General features: G+C 69.5%; 17 protein-coding genes. 8 read left to right on the top strand and 9 right to left on the bottom strand.

The features are described 5' to 3' along the window. Positions 1-36 precede the first annotated feature (36 nt). From BM362_RS09930 to BM362_RS09915, 4 genes are all read left to right on the top strand, one after another. Positions 37-1,536 (top strand): aldehyde dehydrogenase family protein, encoded by a 1,500-nt coding sequence (locus BM362_RS09930; protein ID WP_093572905.1) that lies wholly within the window; start codon positions 37-39, stop codon positions 1,534-1,536. Between the two features lie 28 nt (positions 1,537-1,564). Further along, a complete protein-coding gene (locus BM362_RS09925) occupies positions 1,565-2,686 on the top strand; it encodes an NDMA-dependent alcohol dehydrogenase (RefSeq protein ID WP_067580637.1) in 1,122 nt (373 codons plus the stop codon). Then, a complete protein-coding gene (locus BM362_RS09920) occupies positions 2,683-3,621 on the top strand; it encodes an AAA family ATPase (RefSeq protein WP_067580640.1) in 939 nt (312 codons plus the stop codon). Before BM362_RS09925 ends, BM362_RS09920 begins: the two co-directional genes overlap by 4 nt. Before the next feature lie 131 nt (positions 3,622-3,752). Further along, positions 3,753-4,559 (top strand): vWA domain-containing protein, encoded by an 807-nt coding sequence (locus tag BM362_RS09915; RefSeq protein WP_093572904.1) that lies wholly within the window; start codon positions 3,753-3,755, stop codon positions 4,557-4,559. A gap of 237 nt (positions 4,560-4,796) precedes the next feature. Here the strand turns inward: BM362_RS09915 and mftR are convergent, their stop codons facing one another. Beyond that, positions 4,797-5,441: a mycofactocin system transcriptional regulator gene (mftR, locus tag BM362_RS09910; protein ID WP_067580642.1), complete on the bottom strand. Its 645-nt coding sequence runs from the start codon at positions 5,439-5,441 to the stop codon at positions 4,797-4,799. 291 nt (positions 5,442-5,732) lie between these two features. Here mftR and BM362_RS09905 point away from each other — a divergent pair, with 291 nt between their 5' ends. Beyond that, positions 5,733-6,338 carry an acetate uptake transporter gene (locus BM362_RS09905; protein ID WP_093573395.1) on the top strand — a complete coding sequence of 202 codons (606 nt, stop codon included), beginning with the start codon at positions 5,733-5,735 and terminating at the stop codon, positions 6,336-6,338. A gap of 291 nt (positions 6,339-6,629) precedes the next feature. Here BM362_RS09905 and BM362_RS09900 read toward each other — a convergent pair whose 3' ends face one another. Beyond that, positions 6,630-7,088 (bottom strand): Lrp/AsnC family transcriptional regulator, encoded by a 459-nt coding sequence (locus tag BM362_RS09900; protein WP_043836493.1) that lies wholly within the window; start codon positions 7,086-7,088, stop codon positions 6,630-6,632. Between the two features lie 174 nt (positions 7,089-7,262). Here BM362_RS09900 and BM362_RS09895 point away from each other — a divergent pair, with 174 nt between their 5' ends. Beyond that, positions 7,263-10,706, top strand: coding sequence for an indolepyruvate ferredoxin oxidoreductase family protein (locus tag BM362_RS09895; RefSeq protein WP_093572903.1), 3,444 nt, complete (start codon positions 7,263-7,265; stop codon positions 10,704-10,706). 840 nt (positions 10,707-11,546) lie between these two features. Further along, on the top strand, positions 11,547-12,860 hold the full coding sequence (locus tag BM362_RS09890; protein ID WP_208865158.1) for an IniB N-terminal domain-containing protein: 1,314 nt from the start codon (positions 11,547-11,549) through the stop codon (positions 12,858-12,860). On the opposite strand, the gene BM362_RS09885 is transcribed toward BM362_RS09890, so the two are convergent. Next, positions 12,854-13,345, bottom strand: a complete 492-nt coding sequence (locus tag BM362_RS09885; RefSeq protein WP_208865157.1) for a Rossmann-fold NAD(P)-binding domain-containing protein — start codon at positions 13,343-13,345, stop codon at positions 12,854-12,856. The genes BM362_RS09890 and BM362_RS09885 overlap by 7 nt on opposite strands. 168 nt (positions 13,346-13,513) lie before the next feature. Further along, positions 13,514-14,944 carry an MFS transporter gene (locus BM362_RS09880; RefSeq protein ID WP_244287101.1) on the bottom strand — a complete coding sequence of 477 codons (1,431 nt, stop codon included), beginning with the start codon at positions 14,942-14,944 and terminating at the stop codon, positions 13,514-13,516. A 51-nt stretch (positions 14,945-14,995) separates the two neighbouring features. On the opposite strand from BM362_RS09880, the gene BM362_RS09875 reads away from it, so the two are divergent. Further along, positions 14,996-15,718 carry a TetR/AcrR family transcriptional regulator gene (locus BM362_RS09875; RefSeq protein WP_093572901.1) on the top strand — a complete coding sequence of 241 codons (723 nt, stop codon included), beginning with the start codon at positions 14,996-14,998 and terminating at the stop codon, positions 15,716-15,718. Positions 15,719-15,850: 132 nt separating this feature from the next. Here BM362_RS09875 and BM362_RS09870 read toward each other — a convergent pair whose 3' ends face one another. The 5 genes from BM362_RS09870 to BM362_RS48785 form a co-directional block, all read right to left on the bottom strand. Beyond that, positions 15,851-16,648: a sigma-70 family RNA polymerase sigma factor gene (locus tag BM362_RS09870; RefSeq protein ID WP_093572900.1), complete on the bottom strand. Its 798-nt coding sequence runs from the start codon at positions 16,646-16,648 to the stop codon at positions 15,851-15,853. Positions 16,649-16,859: 211 nt separating this feature from the next. Continuing rightward, on the bottom strand, positions 16,860-17,195 hold the full coding sequence (locus tag BM362_RS09865) for an SRPBCC domain-containing protein (RefSeq protein WP_244287100.1): 336 nt from the start codon (positions 17,193-17,195) through the stop codon (positions 16,860-16,862). Continuing rightward, complete coding sequence (locus tag BM362_RS48790; RefSeq protein ID WP_232791623.1) at positions 17,192-17,362, bottom strand: SRPBCC domain-containing protein; 171 nt, start codon at positions 17,360-17,362, stop codon at positions 17,192-17,194. The genes BM362_RS09865 and BM362_RS48790 overlap by 4 nt, the downstream gene beginning before the upstream one ends. Beyond that, complete coding sequence (locus BM362_RS09860; protein WP_093572899.1) at positions 17,359-17,703, bottom strand: metalloregulator ArsR/SmtB family transcription factor; 345 nt, start codon at positions 17,701-17,703, stop codon at positions 17,359-17,361. Before BM362_RS09860 ends, BM362_RS48790 begins: the two co-directional genes overlap by 4 nt. A 41-nt stretch (positions 17,704-17,744) precedes the next feature. Next, entirely contained in the window at positions 17,745-18,431 is a 687-nt protein-coding gene (locus BM362_RS48785) for a DUF5313 family protein (protein WP_244287099.1), read from the bottom strand. Positions 18,432-18,702: the final 271 nt, after the last annotated feature.

The following is an 18,702-nucleotide window of genomic DNA, read 5'->3' as shown; positions in this document are numbered from 1 at the left end:
GATGACCTCCGTCACAACGAAGTGAGGAGGCGTCAGGTGACCGCAACGGTGGAATTCCCCCTGCACACCGAGGTCCGGGAGTTCGTGTCCGGCCCGCTCGAACTGCTCATCGGCGGGCACTGGGTCCCGGCCGCGTCGGGCCGCACGTTCCCGACCTACGACCCGGCGAACGGGGAGAAGATCGCCGAGGTCTCCCACGGCGAGGCCGAGGACGTCAACCGCGCCGTCGCCGCCGCGCGCAAGGCGTTCGACGAAGGCCCGTGGGCGGCGATGAAGCCGAACGAGCGCGAACGGCTGATCTGGCGCATCGGCGATCTGCTGTCCGAGCGGGCGGAGATCTTCGGCCAGCTGGAAGCGCTCGACAACGGCAAGTCCGCGGCGATCGCGACGGCGGTCGACACGAACTGGGCCGCCGACGTCTTCCGCTACTACGCGGGCTGGGCGACCAAGATCGAAGGCAGCACGGTGAACGTGTCGATGCCGTTCGCGCCGGACGCGCAGTTCCACGCCTACACGCTGCGCGAGCCGGTCGGCGTGTGCGGGCAGATCATCCCGTGGAACTTCCCGCTGCTGATGGCGGCGTGGAAGATCGCGCCGGCGCTCGCCGCGGGCAACACCGTGGTGCTCAAGCCCGCCGAGCAGACGCCGCTGACCGCGCTGCTGCTGGGCAAGCTGTTCGAGGAAGCCGGATTCCCGCCCGGCGTGGTCAACATCGTCACCGGTTTCGGCGACGCCGGTGCCGCGCTGGCCGCGCACGACGGCGTCGACAAGGTCGCCTTCACCGGCTCGACCGAGGTGGGCAAGAAGATCGTCCAGGCGGCGAGCGGGAACCTGAAAAAGGTTTCCCTGGAGCTGGGCGGGAAGAGCCCGAACGTGGTGTTCGCCGACGCCGATCTCGACCTCGCGGTGCCCGGTTCGGTCAACGCGTGGATGTTCAACCACGGCCAGTGCTGCGTCGCCGGAACGCGGCTGTATGTCGAGGACACGATCTTCGAGGAGTTCACTCAGGCGGTCGCGCAGGCGGCGAGCCAGGTGAAGATCGGGCCGGGACTCGACCCGGAAACCCAGCTGGGACCGATGGTTTCCCAGGAGCAGTTCGACCGTGTTTCGCGCTACCTCGGCGAAGGGCTCGCCGACGGCGCCCGCGCGCTCACCGGCGGAAAACGCTGGGGCGACACCGGATACTTCATCGAGCCGACCGTTTTCGTTGACGTGAAACCGGAATTCAGCATCGTCCGGGAAGAAATCTTCGGCCCGGTCGTGGCGGCCATGCCGTTCAACGCCGAACAGGGCGTGGCCGCCGCGGCCAACAACAGCGAGTACGGACTGGCTGCCGGGGTCTGGACACGCGACGTCGCGAAGGCGCACCGTACTGCGAAGGAACTGAAGGCAGGCTCGGTGTGGGTCAACCAGTACAACGGCTTCGACACGGCGATGCCGTTCGGCGGCTACAAGCAGTCCGGCTGGGGCCGGGAACTGGGCGCGGCCGCGCTCGACCTCTACACGCAGACCAAGTCCGTGAACATCGCGCTGTGATCCGCCCGCTCGAACAAAGGAGTTCCGGATGAAGACGAAAGCAGCGGTCGTCTACGAGGTGGGCAAGCCGATCGAGGTGGTCGAACTCGATCTCGAAGGCCCGGGCCCGGGCGAGGTGCTGATCCGCTACACGCACGCCGGACTGTGCCACTCCGACGTGCACATCGCGCACGGCGACCTGGAGGCCCGGCTGCCGATGGTGCTCGGCCACGAGGGGGCGGGAATCATCGAGGACGTCGGGGTCGGCGTCACCCGGGTCAAGCCGGGCGACCACGTGGTGTGCTCGTTCATCCCGAACTGCGGCACGTGCCGATGGTGTTCCACCGGGCAGCAGGCGATCTGCGACATGGGCGCCACGATCCTGGAGGGCTACCTGCCGGGCGAGCGGTTCCCGTTCAGCGGCCCGGGCCCGGTCAAGGAGTACGGCGCGATGTGCATGCTCGGCACGTTCAGCCAGTACTCGACCATTCACCAGAACTCGGTCGTGAAGGTCGACGACGATCTTCCGCTCGACAAGGCGGTACTCGTCGGCTGCGGCGTCCCGACCGGATGGGGTTCGGCGGTCAACGCGGCCAACGTACGCCCGGGCGAGACGGTGGTCGTGTCCGGCGTCGGCGGCATCGGCATCAACGCGGTGCAGGGCGCGCGCTACGCCGGCGCGAAGAACGTGATCGCGCTGGACCCGCTGGAGAACAAGCGCGAAAAGGCGATGGAACTCGGCGCGACGCACGCGGTCGCGACACCGGAGGAAGCGGCTGAGCTGGCGCAGTCGTTCACCAACGGCAACGGCGCGGACAAGACGATCGTCACCGCGGGCATCGTCACCGAGGAGATCGTGACCGGCGCGTTCAACGCCACCGGCAAGGGCGGCACGATCGTGCTGACCGGGCTGAACAAACTGTCGGTGAACAACGTCAACCTCCCCGGCTCGATCCTGACGCTGTTCAAGAAGACGGTGAAGGGCAGCCTGTTCGGCGACTGCAACCCGACCACGGACATCCCGAAGATCCTCGGGCTGTACCAGAGCGGGGACCTGAAGCTGGACGAGATCATCACCCGCACGTACACCCTGGACGAGGTCAACCAGGGGTACGACGATCTGCTGGAGGGCCGGAACGTGCGCGGCGTGCTGGTCCACGACGCACCGTGACGGCTTTGTCCGCGGACTGCGGGCCGGTTTCCGGTCCGCAGTCCGCGGTTCCCCTCCTGACCGCGGACGTGGTCGGCCGCAGGCGCGAAATCGAACTCCTGCTGGCCGGCCTCGATTGCGGCGCACACGTCGTGCTCGAAGGCCCGCCCGGCACCGGCAAAACCACCCTGCTGCGCGCCGTCGCGGAAGCAGGCGGCTCACCGTTCGTGTTCGTCGAAGGCAACGCCGAGCTCACGCCCGCCCGCTTGGTCGGACAGTTCGACCCTTCGCGAGTACTGGCCGAAGGCTATGTGCCCGAGACCTTTGTGGACGGTCCGCTCATCGAGGCACTGCGCACCGGCGGCCTGCTGTACGTCGAAGAGATCAACCGGATCCCGGAGGAGACACTCAACGTCCTGATCACCGTCATGTCCGAAGCCGAACTGCACGTGCCCCGCCTGGGCCGAGTGCGCGCGGCGGACGGATTCCGTCTGGTAGCCGCGATGAACCCGTTCGACGCCGTCGGCACGGCCCGAATCTCGTCGGCTATTTACGACCGGGTCTGCCGAATCGTGATGGGCTACCAAACCCAAGACGAAGAAAGCGACATCGTCGCCCGCCGCGGCCCGGCGGTCCCCGCCGGATGGCGCGACCAAGTCGTAGACCTGGTACGCCGCACGCGCGACCACGCCGATGTCCGAGTCGGTTCGTCAGTGCGCGGCGCGATCGACGTCGTACGACTGGCAGTTTCCCTGGCCCGCATCCGCGACGCCTCGACCACGGATTGGCGAATCGGCCACGACGCCGCGCTGGCCGCGTTGTCCGGCCGAATCGGCCTGCACGAATCCAGCGGACGCACCGCGGAATCGGTGATCGACGAGCTGTACATCGCGGTTTTCGGCGAGGAATCCCCTCCGCCGGATTCCGAGGGCGGTGACCCGCCGGGGGAAGCCTGAGCCCGCCACCGGCGGGCCCACCGCAGCAGCAACGCCCACCCCGGCCAGGCTCAGCGCGGAGCAGCACCACCCCACGCTCCGAACTCTCCCGCAACGGCCGTTTCGCGGAAATCTCGCCCGAGGTCGGCGTATTGGACGAGGAGGCGTTCAACGCGGTCTTCCGCGACGACGCAGACGAAGCAATGGCGCTGCTGGTCGAAATGAGCAAAGCCACCGACGAGTCCCTGCGCGCAGCGGCGCGAGGGCTGGCCCGCAGATTAATGATCGACGTCGCAAGACGCGGCGTCGCGCGGGGCCGGGGCGTGGGAAAACTACGCCACGACCGGGCCGACCGAGGCGGCGAACTCGACCTGGACCGGTCCTTGCCCGCACTGGTGGACGCGGCCGCGGTCGGCAGGGTCCCAGCACTGGACGACCTGGTGTCCCGCCGCTGGGCACGACCAGAATTGGCGCTATGCCTGGTAATCGATACCAGCGGCTCAATGACCGGTGCCCGACTGGCCGCAGCCGCCCTCACCGCGGCGGCTTGTTCGTGGCGGGCCCCAGTGGAACACGCGGTGGTGTCTTTCGCCCGGAACGCGGAGGTGATCCGCCCGCTGAGATCCTCCCGGTCGAAGGCCGCGGTGGTGGAATCGGTGTTGTCGTTGCGAGGGCACGGAGTCACCGCATTGGCGGCAGCCTTACGGAAGGCGAATGAGCAACTGGCTTCCTCACGCGCAGCGAGGAAAACGGTTCTATTGTTGTCGGACTGCCGAGCCACAGATGACCAGGACCCGCTGCCCGCAGCCCGCGCGTGCGAAGAACTGTTGATCCTGGCGCCAGCCGAGGACTGCGAGGAAGCCGAACGCTTCGCGCGCGAATCAGGTGCCCGCTGGCAACCACTAAGCGGCGCCGCGGCCGCCCCCGCCGCACTAGCCGCGCTGTTAGACCGTTTGTGAGGGCCACCCTCACCGACCCTGATTCCCTGAGGGTTCCCCTCACGACCGTTGCCTGCACGCCCCGCCCGCCGCCTGGGGCGCTAGCCCAGCTCGCGAAACCGCAGCCGGTGCACCCAACCCGCCATGCACCCACACTCCCCGGCACCCCGATACGAAGCTTCCCGTCAGCACCATCAGCTTCGGGGTGCCCACCGCAACCAGGGGCGCAATGTCGCCGCCAGGCGAGGAAGCCGAACCCTAATCCGGCCCAGGCTCCCCGACCAGCACCTCATCGGCGAACCCAGCCGCCAACGCCCGCAACCCGGCATCCAGATACAACGTCAAATCAGCATCCGCCCGAGCGGACCACCGCTCATAAGCCGCCCGGCAGGTGGCAAGGACCGCCCGCCCCACCGCCAGCGGATACAGCGAATCCTCGGCCTGCCCCGTCCGCCGAGCCACGAACCCGATCACCGCCCGCTCCCAAGCGTCATAATGCCGAGTAGCACTAGCCGCCAGCTCCGCGACCGTGCTGAGCAGATTCATCCGCATCCGCAGCTCAGGCACATCCTCAGCGCGATAATGATTGGCCGCCAGCACTGCCCGGCGCACCGCCTCCAGCACGGGCACATCCTCCGGAGCCTCGGCTAGCGACTCCCGGATCGTGTCCACCTCGGAGTCGAACTCGTTCCACAGCACATCCGACTTGGCGTCGTAGTACCGGAAGAACGTCCGCCTGCTCACCCCGGCCGCGGCCGCGATCTGATCCACCGTCGTCTCGTGAAACCCCTGCTCAGTGAACAGCCGCAGCGCGATCTCCTCCAGCTGCCGCGCGCTGGTCCCCCGAGGGCGGCCCCGCCGAGGTCGCACCTCGCCGGACTCGCCGACCGGATCAGCAGGCATGCCTCCCCCTCCCGCGGGTGCTTCTGTCACCCGGTGACACTACTCGGTCACGCACCCCCAGTGGCGCCTGCGGCCACCGCCAGGCCGCCCGGAGATATCCACATTGGACGGTCGAATTCACGAAGAATGCGCGATAAAAGACAGAACGCCCGAAACAAACCCTATTCGCCGATTCGCCAAGAGGCATTCCCTCATAGCCACTCGAAAGAGGGACGTTATGGACAGTGGACAAGTCTGTTGCGCCAGGTGTCAGATGTGAAGATCCTGCCGCAAAGCAGAATCGAGGATCCGATGAGTGAGACCGCTGCTCGCCCGGCCTCAACCGCCACTGGCATCGCCGATCCGGGACCGCTCGGCCTGGCCGGTTTCGCCGCCACCACGTTCGTCCTGAGCGCCGTCAACGCCGGACTCGTCCCCCAGGCCGTCGAACCGGTAGTCCTGCCACTGGCCCTCTTCTACGGCGGACTGGCCCAGCTGCTGGCCGGGATGTGGGAGTTCCGCAAGAACAACACCTTCGGCGCGACCGCGTTCGGCACCTACGGCGCGTTCTGGCTGGCTTTCGCTTTCTACGTCTGGCAGTTCGCGGCGAAGATCCCGCCCGCCGACGCGGCGACCGCGACCGGGATGTTCCTGTTGGTGTTCACCATTTTCACCGGCTACATGATGATCGCGTCGCTGCGCACGAACGCCGTCCTGATCGGAGTGTTCGTCCTGTTGTTCCTGACCTTCCTTTTCCTCACAATCGGGGAATTGGGCGGTGCGGAAGGCGCGGGCAAGATCGGCGGCTGGCTCGGACTCGCCACCGCGGTGGTCGCTTGGTACGGCTCGTTCGCCGTCGTCACCAACGCCACTTTCGGCCGCACGGTGCTGCCGACGGCACCGATCGGCAAGCGCTGACCACTCCGCGAAGCGGTTCGTGCAGGAACAGGATCAGGCAGCCGCCTCGGCCGGATAGTCCACGACGAAAGAGGACAGTCCGGCGGCTGGATTTCTGTCAGTGGCGGACCCGAGCCGCTCGCCGCTGATGCTGAGTGCGGGACAGCCGTCCGGCGACTGGACAGTGCGCCGTCAGCGGCCAGATAGGGGCCGCCGCGATCGTGCCCTCCAGCACCAGACCCCGGGCTCTCTTTCGACGTCACCTCGAAGATGCCCGAGCGGCAGCCGGATCGCCGCAGCACTGCCCGAAGGTCACTCCGGCCGGTCCTCGCCGCGCACCCACGAGTCGAGCACGATCAGGGTGCGCGTGCTGGTGATCCGGTGGCTGCGCCGCAGTTCGTCGATCGTGGCTTGCAGGTGCGCCATGTCACGGCTGCGCAGCCACACGACCGCGTCCGGGTCGCCTGCGATGGTGAACACCGCCTGCGCCTCCGGGATCCGCGTGGTGGTCTCGACGATCTCGGCGACGTTCGTGCTGCCGAAAAATCTCAGCTGGGCGAACGCCTCGATGCCCCAGCCGAGTTTCGCGTGGTCGACCTGCACGGTGAAGCCGGTGATCACGCCCTTTTCCCGGAGCCGGTCGACGCGCCGCTTCACCGCCGCGGTGGAGAGCGACACCCGCCCGGCGATGTCCGAGAACGTGCGCCGGGCGTCCTCGCGGAGCAACGCGATGATCTCGTGGTCGGTCGCGTCCAGCAGTTCTTCGGCCATGAGCGGCATCGTACGCAACGGATCTGCCTGATCGGCCCTCTCGCGCGTCATCCGTTGCGTCCTTGCCACTACAGTGGCCGGGCACGTTGCGCCGGGCTCAGGCGTGGGGTGAGGTGGCTCACGTCCCAGCGGCGGGTGCCCGTGGGCTTGATGGCGTGCGGAAGGGAAGTGCGGATGAACGCCTTCACGTTGGAAGACCGGTACGTGCGCGAAGCGGGCACTGTCTACCTGACCGGGGTGCAGGCGCTGGTGCGCGTCCTGCTCGACCGGATCCGGCTGGACCGCCGGAACGGCGCCGATTCGGCGGCCTTCGTGTCCGGGTACCAGGGTTCGCCGCTCGGCGGGTTCGACCTGGAGCTGGCGCGCCGGTCGGGATTGCTGGCCGAGCACAACATCGTGCACAAGCCGGGCGTGAACGAGGAACTCGGCGCGACGGCGGTCATGGGCAGCCAGCTGGCCGCCCGAGCAGGCACGATGCGTCCGGACGGCGTGGTCGGCATGTGGTACGGCAAGGCCCCTGGCCTCGACCGCGCCACCGATGCGCTGCGGCACGCGAACCTCGCCGGCACCGATCCGCGCGGGGGTGCGGTCGCGCTGGTCGGCGACGACCCCAATGCGAAATCCTCGACCATCCCGTGTGCGTCCGAGCACGCGCTCGCCGACCTCGCGATGCCGGTGTTCTTCCCGGCCGACTCGCAGGACGTGCTGGAGCACGGCAGGCACGCCGTCGAACTTTCTCGCGCGAGCGGGCTGTGGTCCTCGATGAAGATCGTCGCGAACGTCGCCGATTCCGGCGGCACCGCGCTGGTCGATTCGGAATGGACCGCGCCGGAGATGCCCGAGGGCGCGTACAAGCACCAGCCGAACAGCCGCCTGCTCGGGCCGGAGCTGATCACGCTCGAACACAGCCTGCACCGCGTGCGGCTGCCGCTCGCGATGGAATACGTGCGGGCCAGCGGAATCAACCGGATCGTCCGATCCGGACCGGACGACCGGGTCGGCATCGTCACCGCCGGGAAGTCCTATTTGGACCTCAGGCAGGCGCTGCGGATGCTCGGCCTCGACGAATCGGAGCTGTCCCGTTACGGCATCCGGCTGCTGAAGCTCGGCGTCGTGTACCCGGTCGAACCGGGCATCATCAAGGAATTCGCCGAGGGCTTGGACGAAATCCTGGTGGTCGAGGAAAAGCGGGCGCTGGTCGAACCGGCGATCAAGGAGATCCTCTACGGCCGCACCGGCGCGCCGCGCGTGTACGGCAAGTCCGATCCGCGCGGCCAGGTGCTGTTCACCGAACTCGGCGAACTGGACCCGGACCGCATCGCGAGCGGCCTGGCCAAGCGTCTGCCGGACGCGGAACCGGTTGCGGCGTGGAAACAACGGCGTCGTCGCGAGCGGATTGCGGTGCCGCTGCTGGCTCGCACGCCGTACTTCTGCTCCGGCTGCCCGCACAACTCGTCCACCAAGGTCCCGGACGGCACGCTCGTCGGTGCCGGAATCGGTTGCCACACCATGGCTTTGTTCATGGAACCGGAGCAGGTCGGCGAGGTCGTCGGGCTGACCCAGATGGGCGGCGAGGGCGCGCAGTGGATCGGCATGGCCCCGTTCGTCGAGACACCGCACCTGATGCAGAACATCGGCGACGGCACGTTCATGCACTCGGGCAGCCTCGCCGTGCGCGCGGCGGTCGCGGCGGGCGTCGACATCACCTACAAGCTGCTTTACAACTCCGCGGTCGCGATGACCGGCGGTCAGGACGCTGTCGGCGGGCTGTCCGTGGAGAAGGTGGCTGCGCTGCTGCTGACCGAGGGCGCGGCGAAGGTCGTCATCACGTCGGACGCTCCGCGGCGGCTGCGGAAACGCAAGCTGCCGCGCGGGGTCGAGGTGCGCGATCGGTCGGAACTTCTTCGTACGCAAGAAGAACTGGCGGCGCATCGCGGGGTCACGGTGTTGATTCACGAGCAGGAGTGCGCGGCGGAGAAGCGGCGCAAGCGCCGTCGGGGCAAACAGGAAACGCCTGCGCGCAAGGTGTTCATCAACGAACGCGTCTGCGAAGGCTGCGGCGACTGCGGCGTGAAGTCGAATTGCCTTTCGGTGCAACCGGTCGAGACGGAGTTCGGCCGTAAAACCCAGATCCACCAGGCTTCGTGCAACGTCGACTACTCGTGCCTCGACGGCGACTGCCCGTCGTTCCTGACCGTCGTCCCGACCGGCGAGGTCAAGCGGCGGCAGCTCGCCCCGATCAGCGCGGACGTCCTGCCGGATCCGGCGAAAACCCGGTCCGACGTCGCCGTGCGGATCACCGGCATCGGCGGCACCGGAGTGGTCACCGTCGCGCAAATCCTCGGGGTCGCCGGGGTTCTCGACGGCAAACAGGTGCGCACCCTCGACCAGACCGGCCTCGCGCAAAAGGGCGGCGCGGTCGTCTCGGACGTGAAGATCTCCACCGGCGCGGTCGAGCAGGCCCCGAAACTCGCCAACGGGGAGTGCGACCTCTACCTCGCCTGCGACGCGCTGGTCGCCGCGGACCCGGCGTACCTCGGCGTGGCCGACGCCGAGCGGACGGTCGCCGTGGTGTCCACTTCGGAGGTTCCGACCGGGCGCATGGTGGTGGACAAGGAAGTTTCCTACCCGGACCAGTCGAGCATCCGCGGCGCACTCGGCGACGCGACCGCGGCCGGGCACTACCTCGACGCGCGCGGCCTCGCCGAGCAGATCTTCGGCGACGACCAGTTCGCCAACATCCTCCAGCTCGGCGCGGCGTACCAGACCGGCTCGCTGGCGGTCACCGCGGAAAGCCTGGAACAGGCCATCAGGATCAACGGGACCGCGGTGGAGACGAACCTCCAGGCGTTCCGGCGCGGCAGGCAGCTGGTCGCCGACCCGGACGTGCTCAACGCGGAACTCTCCCCGTCGGCGGAGGCCCCGGCCCCGGCCGCGGCCGACGCGGAAGCGGTCCGCCGCGTGCGCGCTGTGGTCCGGGCCGACGGCGAACTCGCCCGGGTGCTCGACCTGCGCGTCCCGGACCTGATCGCCTACCAGGACGAGCGCTACGCGCGGGAGTACGCGGAGTTCGTCGAGCGGGTCCGGACCCGCGCCAGTGCTTCGGTGACCGAGGCGGTCGCACGAAACCTCTACAAGCTCATGGCCTACAAGGACGAGTACGAGGTGGCGCGGCTGTCGCTGGACCCGCAGCTGACCGCGGAAATAGAAGCCCAGTTCGGCGCCGGCACGCGGTTCGCGCACCGGCTGCACCCGCCGGTGCTGCGCGCGCTGGGCATGAACCGCAAGATCAGCCTCGGCGGCCGCGGTTTCCGGCCCGCGTTCGCGGCGCTGCGGGCGATGCGCAAGCTTCGCGGGACGAAGCTGGACCCGTTCGGCCGCGCGGAGGTCCGGCGGGTCGAGCGGGCGCTGATCGGGGAGTACCGGCAGGCGCTGACCCGTGCGCTCGAAGCGACCGACCGGGGCGACACCCGGCTGGTCGAACTGGCCGCGCTGCCGGATTCGGTGCGCGGGTACGAGGAGATCAAGCTGGCGAACGTGGCCTCCTACCGGCGGCGGCAGGAGGAACTGCTGCGGGAGCTGGAAACGCCGGACTCGGTGCGGGTCGCCACTGCCTGAGGCGGCAGCCGCGACAGGGCGGTCCGGCTGGTTCGCGCGGCTGCTGCCGGGGCCTCGTGAGTGGCAATGCCGGTTCGCACCGGCATTGCCACCCACGAGAACCTGCGCGCTGGATACCGGCGGCGCGGGTTTGTCGTAAGCGCTTGCGCCTGGTCGCACCGGCATCGCCACTCACGAGCCCGGCTGTGGTCACTGGACCGGGATCGCCCAGCTACCCGCCCGGCGGCAGCAGGAAGCCCGCCTCCCGGCTTTCCGCCCTCCGGGCCTCTTGCCGTTCGGGCCTGCTGCCTGCTGCCTGCTGCCGTCCCGGCTTCGCGGCGTCCTGTGGTCCGGGCCTGCTGCCTGCTGCCGTCCCGGCTTCGCGGCGTCCTGTGGTCCGGGCCTGCTGCCTGCTGCCGTCCCGGCTTCGCGGCCTCCTGCCGTCCGGGCCCGCTGCCGTCCTGCCGTCCCGGCTTCCCGGTCCCCTGCCGTCCTGCCGTCCCGGCCTCCCGCCGCGCCCGGCTCGGCGCGAAAAGCCTTGTAGGTGTCACACCAATGGGTGGTCCTGGCGAACCTCTCCCGGCGACCCGCGTCCGTCCCCCGAACGGTGGGTTGGGCGGCGCCCGGCGGGGTGGCTCGACGGCGGCCCTGTGACCAGCGCGGACGAGCCGAATCCCCTAATGCCCCTAATCGGGGGAGCGGTGAAGTCCCTAGTGGGTGCCCCGGCTAACCCGGGTGACCCCCCGATGGCGGGCATCCGGCGGAGTCCTATGTTCGGAAAAGGAGCCGGCTCTGGGGCCGGCTCGTCCGTTTCTCGGACACCCCACCCCGATCCGTTGTCACCACAGGAGAATACGAACTATGGGCCCGGTGCAGACTCTGCATGAATTCGCGCTGAACCTGCTGAACGACCCGCAGTCGCTGGCGGAGTACAAGGCCGACCCGCAGGGGGTGCTGAACGGCGCCGGTCTGGGCGAGCTGAACCCCTCGGACGTCCAGGACATCATGCCGCTGGTCATGGACAGCGCCCCGCTGCCCGCCGTCCCGGCGGTCCCCGCGGTGCCGGGCGTCCCGGCCGTGCCGGGCTTGCCCGCCGCGCCGAGCATCCCGTCCGCTGACCTCGGCCGTGCCTTCGACCAGGTGAACGCCGCTGCCGAGCCGGTGGCGCACCAGGCGGGCGAGGGCCTCGGCGGTCTCGCCGGCGCCCTGCCGAACCTCAGCCCGGTCTTCGAGGGGGTCAGCAACGTCGCGGACGCGACCGGCCTGAACACCGTCACCCACGGTGCGCTGGGCGCGGTCTCCGGCGTGCTGGACCACGTCGCCGCGGCGACCCACTCGGTCCCGGTCGTCGGCCCGATCGTCGACGCCGCCGCGATCGACACCCAGAACACCGTCAACGCGGTGGGCGAGCACGTCTTCGACGGCAAGCTCGTCGGCTCCGCGGTGGACGCGACCACCAACCACCTCGGCGACGCGCTGACCTGGAAGGCCGTCGTGTCCGAGTCCGGCAAGCTTCCGGTCGTCGGCGGCCCGGTCAGCGGGATCGTCGAGGACGTCCGCCAGGGCGGCTCGGACCTGCTGGGCACCGTCAACGAGGCGATCGGCTCGACCCCGGTCGGCGTCCACGGCGACGACCTCCGCGCCGACCTGACCCAGGCGACCGGCGACCTGACCCAGGCGGGCGACCTGTCCGGCACGCTGGACCACGCCACCAGCGCGGTTCCGGGTCTCCCGGCCGTTCCGGCTCTCCCGGCGGTGCCGGGTGCGGGCGAACTCCCGCAGGTTCCGGGCGTCGGTGCGCTCCCGCAGGTCCCGGGTGTCGGTTCGCTCCCGCAGGTGCCGGGTGCGGGCGAGCTCCCGCAGGTCCCGGGTGTCGGCGAACTGCCGCACGCTCCGGCGCTGCCTGCCGCCCCGAACGCGGGTTCGCTGACCCACGCGATCGAGGGCGCGACCGCGCACGCGCCGGTCGTCAGCGCGGCTGCTCAGCACGTCACGAGCACCGTCCAGGACGCCGTCGAGACCGGTACCCAGCACGCGACGACCGGCGACCTGCCGGACGCCTCGCACGCCGCGCCGGTGCTCAACGAGGTTCAGAACCACCTGCACGACGTGGCGGGCGGCCTTGAGTCGCACGCGGGCAACGTGCACCTGGACAGCCTGCACCTGGGTCACTGATCCTGGCGCACTAAGGGTTTTCCCGCCGCGGGCTCGGACCGGTCACGGTCCGGGCCCGCGGTGTTTTCCGTGCCGGGCAGCAGAGACAGCACTAGTTCGCTGTCCCGGAAGAGGCCGCCGGTCGGCAGCGTCGCGGCCCACACCGCGCCGCGGGCGGTTTCGCGTGCCGGGCGGGCGATGTCCTCGTCACCGCGTTCGGGGTGCGTGGCGGTTTCTCCCGGATCGACGGCGTTGACGAGGATCGGCGTGTTCCGCAGTGCCGGGGCGAGCACGCCAGTCAGCGTGTGCTTGGCGAAGGAATGCGCCGGAGCGGCTTTCAGCGAAGGAAGCAACAGCTGCGTCGACTGCCACGGGCCGAGTACGTCAATGTCCAATGCGGACTGGACGGCGGGCAGCTCGACGTCGAGCGCGGACAGCGTGGCGAAATCGACGACGTAGCCGGCATTGTTGATCAACGCGTCGAGGCGGCCGAAGGTTTCGGCCACATAGCCGGGTGGCGGTCATGGTGGAAAGATCGAGCCGCGACGCCGTGGCGTTCGGGAGTTGCGCGGCAAGGGATTCGGCCCGAGCGGTGAGAATGACGTGGTAGTCCTGCTCGGACAGAAGCCGGGCGACGGCGAATCAGAGCGGTTTTCGACACTGCGTCCCTCGTTTCAGTGGGCGGTGTGTTTCGGGAGGAATCCGACGAGGGCCAGCGCTACGAGGCAGAGACCGGCGCAGAGGCCGAAAACCAGTTCGGCGGCAGGGATCCAGGACGGCGTGGCAGCAGGTCCGACGCGGGCGAAGAACACTGTGCCGAGTGCGGCGACGCCAATGGCTCCGGCGAATTGCTGGGCGGCGTTGAGCATTCCGGACCCGCTGCCGGCTTCTTCGGGGGTCGCGTCGCCGAGAATGAAATCGAAGAGCGGAATGAACAACAGCCCGGAACCGGCACCGGTGACGAAGAGGGCGGGGGCGAGCTGCCAGCTAGTGCTGGCGGCACCCCAGTGCGCGATCGACCACCACAGGGCCAGCAATCCGGCAACCGCGATGACCAGTCCTAAGCGGAGGGACGCGCGGCCGAGTCTCGCGGCGAGTACCGCGCCGGACAGCAGGGTCGCGATCGCGGTGCCGGCGGCCCAGGGGAGAAGGGCGAACCCGGACCGCAGCGGCGTCCAGCCGAGACCGGATTGCAGCAGCAGGTTCACGACGAGCACGAATCCGCTGAGGGAGGCGTAGAACCCGCCGGTGATCAGCAGGCCGAACACGAAGCCGCGCTTGGCGAACAGGGACGGCGCGATGACCGGGTGGCTGCTGCGGCGTTCAGACCTGGCGAAGAGGACGAACGCGACCACGCCGGCGGCCATCAGCACGTACGTCCAGACGGGCCAGCCGAGTTCGCGGCCTTGGATGAGCGGGACGATGAGCAGCGCTGACGCGGCGGTGAGCAGGCCGACGCCGCGCAGGTCGAGACGGGCGCTGCGGTCCTCGCCGCTGTGCCGCGGCAGCACACGCAGGGCGAGCAGCCCGGCGAGGACGCCGAACGGGACGTTGATCAGGAAAATCGAGCGCCATTCGCTGCCGAACAGGTTCAGGTGCAGCAGCCATCCGGCGAGGATCGGTCCGGCGACGGTGGCGAGGCCCATGATCGGGCCGAACGGCATCAGGGCTTCGCGCAGCCGCTCAGGCGGGAAGACGACCTTCACCAGCGCGATGCCCTGCGGGATCATCGCCGCGCCGAACAGGCCCTGGAACACGCGGGCTCCGATCAGGAACCCGGGGCCGGGGGCGAGGCCGCAGGCCAGCGACGCGAGGGTGAAGCCGGTCATGCCGAGCAGGAACAGCCTGCGCCTGCCGAGCAGGTCGCCGAGGCGGCCGGAGGTCACGAGACCGAGCGCGAACGCCGCGGTGTAGGCCGACAGCACCCACTGCAGGGTCATCGGCCCGCCGCCGAGGTCGGCGCGGATCGAGGGGCCCGCGAGAGCCGCGACGCTGGTGTCGATGAGGTCCATCAGATCGGCGATCACGACGACCGCCAGCACGAGCCACGCCTGGACCGGCGGAAGTGGCTCGACGTGCCTTGGCGAACTAAGTTCAGTAGTCACGAACTAAGTTCTAAATGACGAACTAAGTTCGTGTCAAGCTATAGTGACGACATGCCCGCTGCCCCCCGAGAGCGCCGTGCCGCCCGGCACGCGTCCGCCGGCGCCGAGGGCGCGCCGAAACCGCGGAAAGAACCCATCACGGTCGACCGGATCACCGACGCCGCACTGCAGGTCGTCGCCACCGAGGGCTACGACGCGCTGACCGTCCGCCGGGTCACCGCCGTGCTCGGCACCGGGCCGTCTTCGCTGTACGCGCACATCGTCAACAAAGAGGACCTCGACGATCTGCTCGTCGGCAGGCTCTGCGCGCAGATCGACCTGCCCGAACCGGACCCGGCGACCTGGCGGCAGCAGGTCCTGGACGTCTACGGGCAGATCCGCGACCTGTACCTCAAGTACCCCGGTGTCTCCCGCGCCGCGCTGGCGATGGTCCCGACGCATCTGGAAACGCTGCGCGTCAGCGAAGGGATTTTCGCGATCCTGCTGGCCGGCGGCATCGAACCGCAGACCGCCGCGTGGGCGCTGGATTCGCTCACGCTCTACGTCACCGCGTATGCCTGGGAGCGGTCGCTCGTCCAGCAACGGCAGCAGCACGGCGGCGAGTGGGTGCTCAGCCAGGAGGAGCTGATGGAGCGGTTCAGCGGGCTGCCGGAGGAGAAGTTCCCGCACACCCGGCGGTACGCGGCGGAGCTGACGTCCGGTGCCGGGCATGACCGGTTCGCCTTCATGGTCAACCTGATCACGCAGAATCTGGCTGGCGGGACTCCGGGGTAGCGGGGGTGGCGGGCTCGGTGCGCGTTGCGGAAGGTCCGTGAAGGGCTCAGGTTCCCTCAAGGAGTCCTTCACGGGCATCTGGAAGCTGCGCTGCTGGTGTCTTCGCGGCCGGTCTGATCCCGCGGGGTCTGGCTAGCGGGGCTCCGGGATCGCCGGGCCGCAGCAGCCGGTCATCCGGGGCAGTTCGCGGTTGACCTCGGCCAGTTCGGCGGCGACCGCGTGGCACGGTTCGCACACCGCGAGGTGTCCGGCGAGGACTCCGGCCCGGCGGGCGGGCAGGGTGCCGCGCAGCCACGCGCCCATCCGGCGGCGGACTTCCTGGCACTGCGGCAATTCCGCGTCCGGCACCTGGACTTGCAGGTACGCCTGCCGAAGTCCCTCACGGGCGCGCCGGGCGAGCACCGCGACGCCGTTCGGGGAAACGCCGAGCACCGGGGCGAGTTCCGCCGGGGTGTCGCCTTCGGCGGACATCCGCCACAACACCGTTCGCCAGCGGCCGGGCAGTGTTCGGTAGGCCGACCACACCAGACGGTCTTCGGAGCGCATGACTGCGAGTTCGTCAGCGCCGCCGTCAAGAGTTACGGGTTCCGGAACAGTCGCATACAGATCGATACGGTTTTCGTGGCGGCTCCACCGGGCGAAGAGATTTCGCATCGTGGCTACGAGATACGCTGGCGCGTTCGACTCCGGACCGCCGCCCGCCGCGACCGTGCTGAGCACGCGCGCGAAGGCTTCGGCGACCAGGTCGTCGCGTTCGGCTTGCTGGCGCACCAAACCGGCGGCGACGCGGCGCATCAGCGAGACGTGCCGCCGGAACAGTTCCCCGCCAGCCTGGCAATCTCCGGCGCGCACGGCGGCGAGGAGCTCGGCGTCGGTGCGCTCGTCCTCGTCCGCCTCGGTGACCAGCGTGCTGCCCAGTGTCGCCTCCACCGTGCACCTCCCACCGGACCGGCCCACACCTCGTCACGCGGGACTACTGAAAGTAACTGGTACAGCAGTGTACTCCATATGCCGCTGCGGACCCGGCAGCCTGCGGTGCGATTCCGCGCCGGTCGCCGCCGTCAGCCGAACGGGGAAGTCGTGGCCGTTCAAGGCATTTCGTTCGGTCGCCGACTGTCCGAAGTGGACTATTGACGGGCGGTCAGGAAAACTTTCCGGCCAATTCGGTGCAAGCGGGCGGCATCGCCGGGCGGTGGTCGGCGAAGTCCGGCCGCGGCGTGCCGGCAGGGGCGGCGGTGAGCAGGTCGAGGTAGTGCTCCCAGCCAGGACCGGCGTCCGGGATCGTGTCCGCGGAGTCCAGGTGGCGCACCAGCTGGAGTTCCGTTGCCGCGCCTCGGGACTCCAGTCGCACCTCCATGCGCCAGGCTCCGGATTCGTCGGTGGCCGAAACAGCCAGCCGGCGCGGCGGTTCGCAGGCGTCGACGCGAAGGTCCATCCAGGGCGCCTCCTCCTCGAACAGCATCTGGACGCGGATCATCCGACCGGGTGTCCCGTCGCCCTCCCGGGGCCGAACCAGCGCGCGGTGCGTTCGGGTTCGGTGATCGCGGCCCACACGTCGTCGATCGGTGCGCGGAAGGTGCGTGGCAGAACCAGGTCGATGCTGTCGGCGAGACCGTGTGCTCTCGCGCCGGGCATGGGTTTCATGCGGTGTGTTCCTCTCCGGCGGAGGCGTCGCGACGGGTGCGGTGGACCTCAGTCTCCAGCGCGTCGAGCCGCTGCTGCCAGGCAGGCGGGGCGAGAAGCTGGGCGAGCCAGGCGGCGAGTTCGGCGAAGCCCTGCGGGTCGAGGGCGTAAAACCGTTGCCTGCCCAGGAGTTCGTCGCGCACCAGCCCGCTTTCCCGCAGTACGCGCAGATGCCGCGACACCGCGGGACGGCTGATGGCGAAACGCGCGGCGATCTCCCCGGCGGACAGGCGCTGGTGTTGCAGGAGCGCCAGGATGTCCCGCCGTACCGGGTCGGCGATCGCACTGGCGGCCAGGTCCACGGCGGAAGCGTAACCAAGCGGTTACGCGTTCGGCAACCGCTTCACGGCCAGGTCGACGCGCCGCCGCGGCGTTTGCGGACTTCTTTCCCGGTGCCGGGCGGGAAACCGTGCTTGGTGAGGCGGACCTCGGCGAGTTCGTCGGCGCTGGTGACGGTGAGGAACAGGCTCAGCAGCAGGCTGATCAGCAGCGCCGCGACGATCATCCCGGCAGGCATCGGCGTGACCAGGGCGAGGACGACGTAGCCCGCGATCAGCCAGGGCAGCGCCTCGGCGAAGATCCGGAACGCGAAGCGCAGCACCCAGGTTTTCGCGGTCGCGTCGTACAGCACCCACTCGCGGTACTCCTCGGGGAGTACTCCGCCGTAGACGTAGTGCAGCCAGCGCACCGGGCCGGGTCGCTTCATCCCCGCCGGGTACCCCGGGCTCGGGCGGGATACGCCCCGAGCTTGGCCGGGTTCCTCAGCCAGAACACGCGGTGGACGCCCTTGGCCGACGCCGACACTGTGGCTGACCACTGCCGGGGGCTGGCCGTTGACCTCGCTCCAGCGCACCTCGGCACCGGACCAGAACCGGTCGGCGAACGCGCGGACGTACTTCGCCACCGTGACCGCGCTGACCACCGGAATCCGCGTCGCGCGGACCGCGCCGCCGGCATCGGAGTAGCTGACCACGTCCTCGGCGAGCAGGTCCTCCAGCGTCGCCAGGTCGCCGGGGCGCGCGGCGTCCACGAACGCGGTGAGCAGCCGCCGCTCGGGCGTCCGGCGTTCCGCGGCGGGGTGTTTGCGCGCCCGGCTGACCAGCTGGCGCGCTCACCTCGGTGGTCTGCACGATGTCGGCGATCTGCGCGGGTCCGCGGAGGTGTCGACGGGTTCGGGCAGCCACGGGCCGACGTAGGTTTCGTGCCGGGCTCGCGGTGATGGCCAGCTGGGTTGTGGTGGTGGCGAGGAACGCGCCCGGGTTGCGGACGACTGAACGGTCGCACGTGTGCCAGCGCAGCCA

This window comes from Amycolatopsis rubida (assembly GCF_900115345.1).
Classification (GTDB): domain Bacteria; phylum Actinomycetota; class Actinomycetes; order Mycobacteriales; family Pseudonocardiaceae; genus Amycolatopsis; species Amycolatopsis rubida.
This window is presented reverse-complemented; position numbering and strand designations above follow the sequence as displayed.

What these genes read in the sequence shown, in the direction of transcription:
- BM362_RS09865 (WP_244287100.1), bottom strand. Translation starts at nt 17,195, where the DNA reads ATGATCCGCGTCCAGATGCTGTTCGAGGAGGAGGCGCCCTGGATGGAC.
- BM362_RS48790 (WP_232791623.1), bottom strand. Translation starts at nt 17,362, where the DNA reads ATGAAACCCATGCCCGGCGCGAGAGCACACGGTCTCGCCGACAGCATC.
- BM362_RS09900 (WP_043836493.1), bottom strand. Translation starts at nt 7,088, where the DNA reads ATGGCCGAAGAACTGCTGGACGCGACCGACCACGAGATCATCGCGTTG.
- BM362_RS09895 (WP_093572903.1), top strand. Translation starts at nt 7,263, where the DNA reads ATGAACGCCTTCACGTTGGAAGACCGGTACGTGCGCGAAGCGGGCACT.
- BM362_RS09905 (WP_093573395.1), top strand. Translation starts at nt 5,733, where the DNA reads ATGAGTGAGACCGCTGCTCGCCCGGCCTCAACCGCCACTGGCATCGCC.
- BM362_RS09925 (WP_067580637.1), top strand. Translation starts at nt 1,565, where the DNA reads ATGAAGACGAAAGCAGCGGTCGTCTACGAGGTGGGCAAGCCGATCGAG.
- mftR (WP_067580642.1), bottom strand. Translation starts at nt 5,441, where the DNA reads ATGCCTGCTGATCCGGTCGGCGAGTCCGGCGAGGTGCGACCTCGGCGG.
- BM362_RS09890 (WP_208865158.1), top strand. Translation starts at nt 11,547, where the DNA reads ATGGGCCCGGTGCAGACTCTGCATGAATTCGCGCTGAACCTGCTGAAC.
- BM362_RS09875 (WP_093572901.1), top strand. Translation starts at nt 14,996, where the DNA reads ATGCCCGCTGCCCCCCGAGAGCGCCGTGCCGCCCGGCACGCGTCCGCC.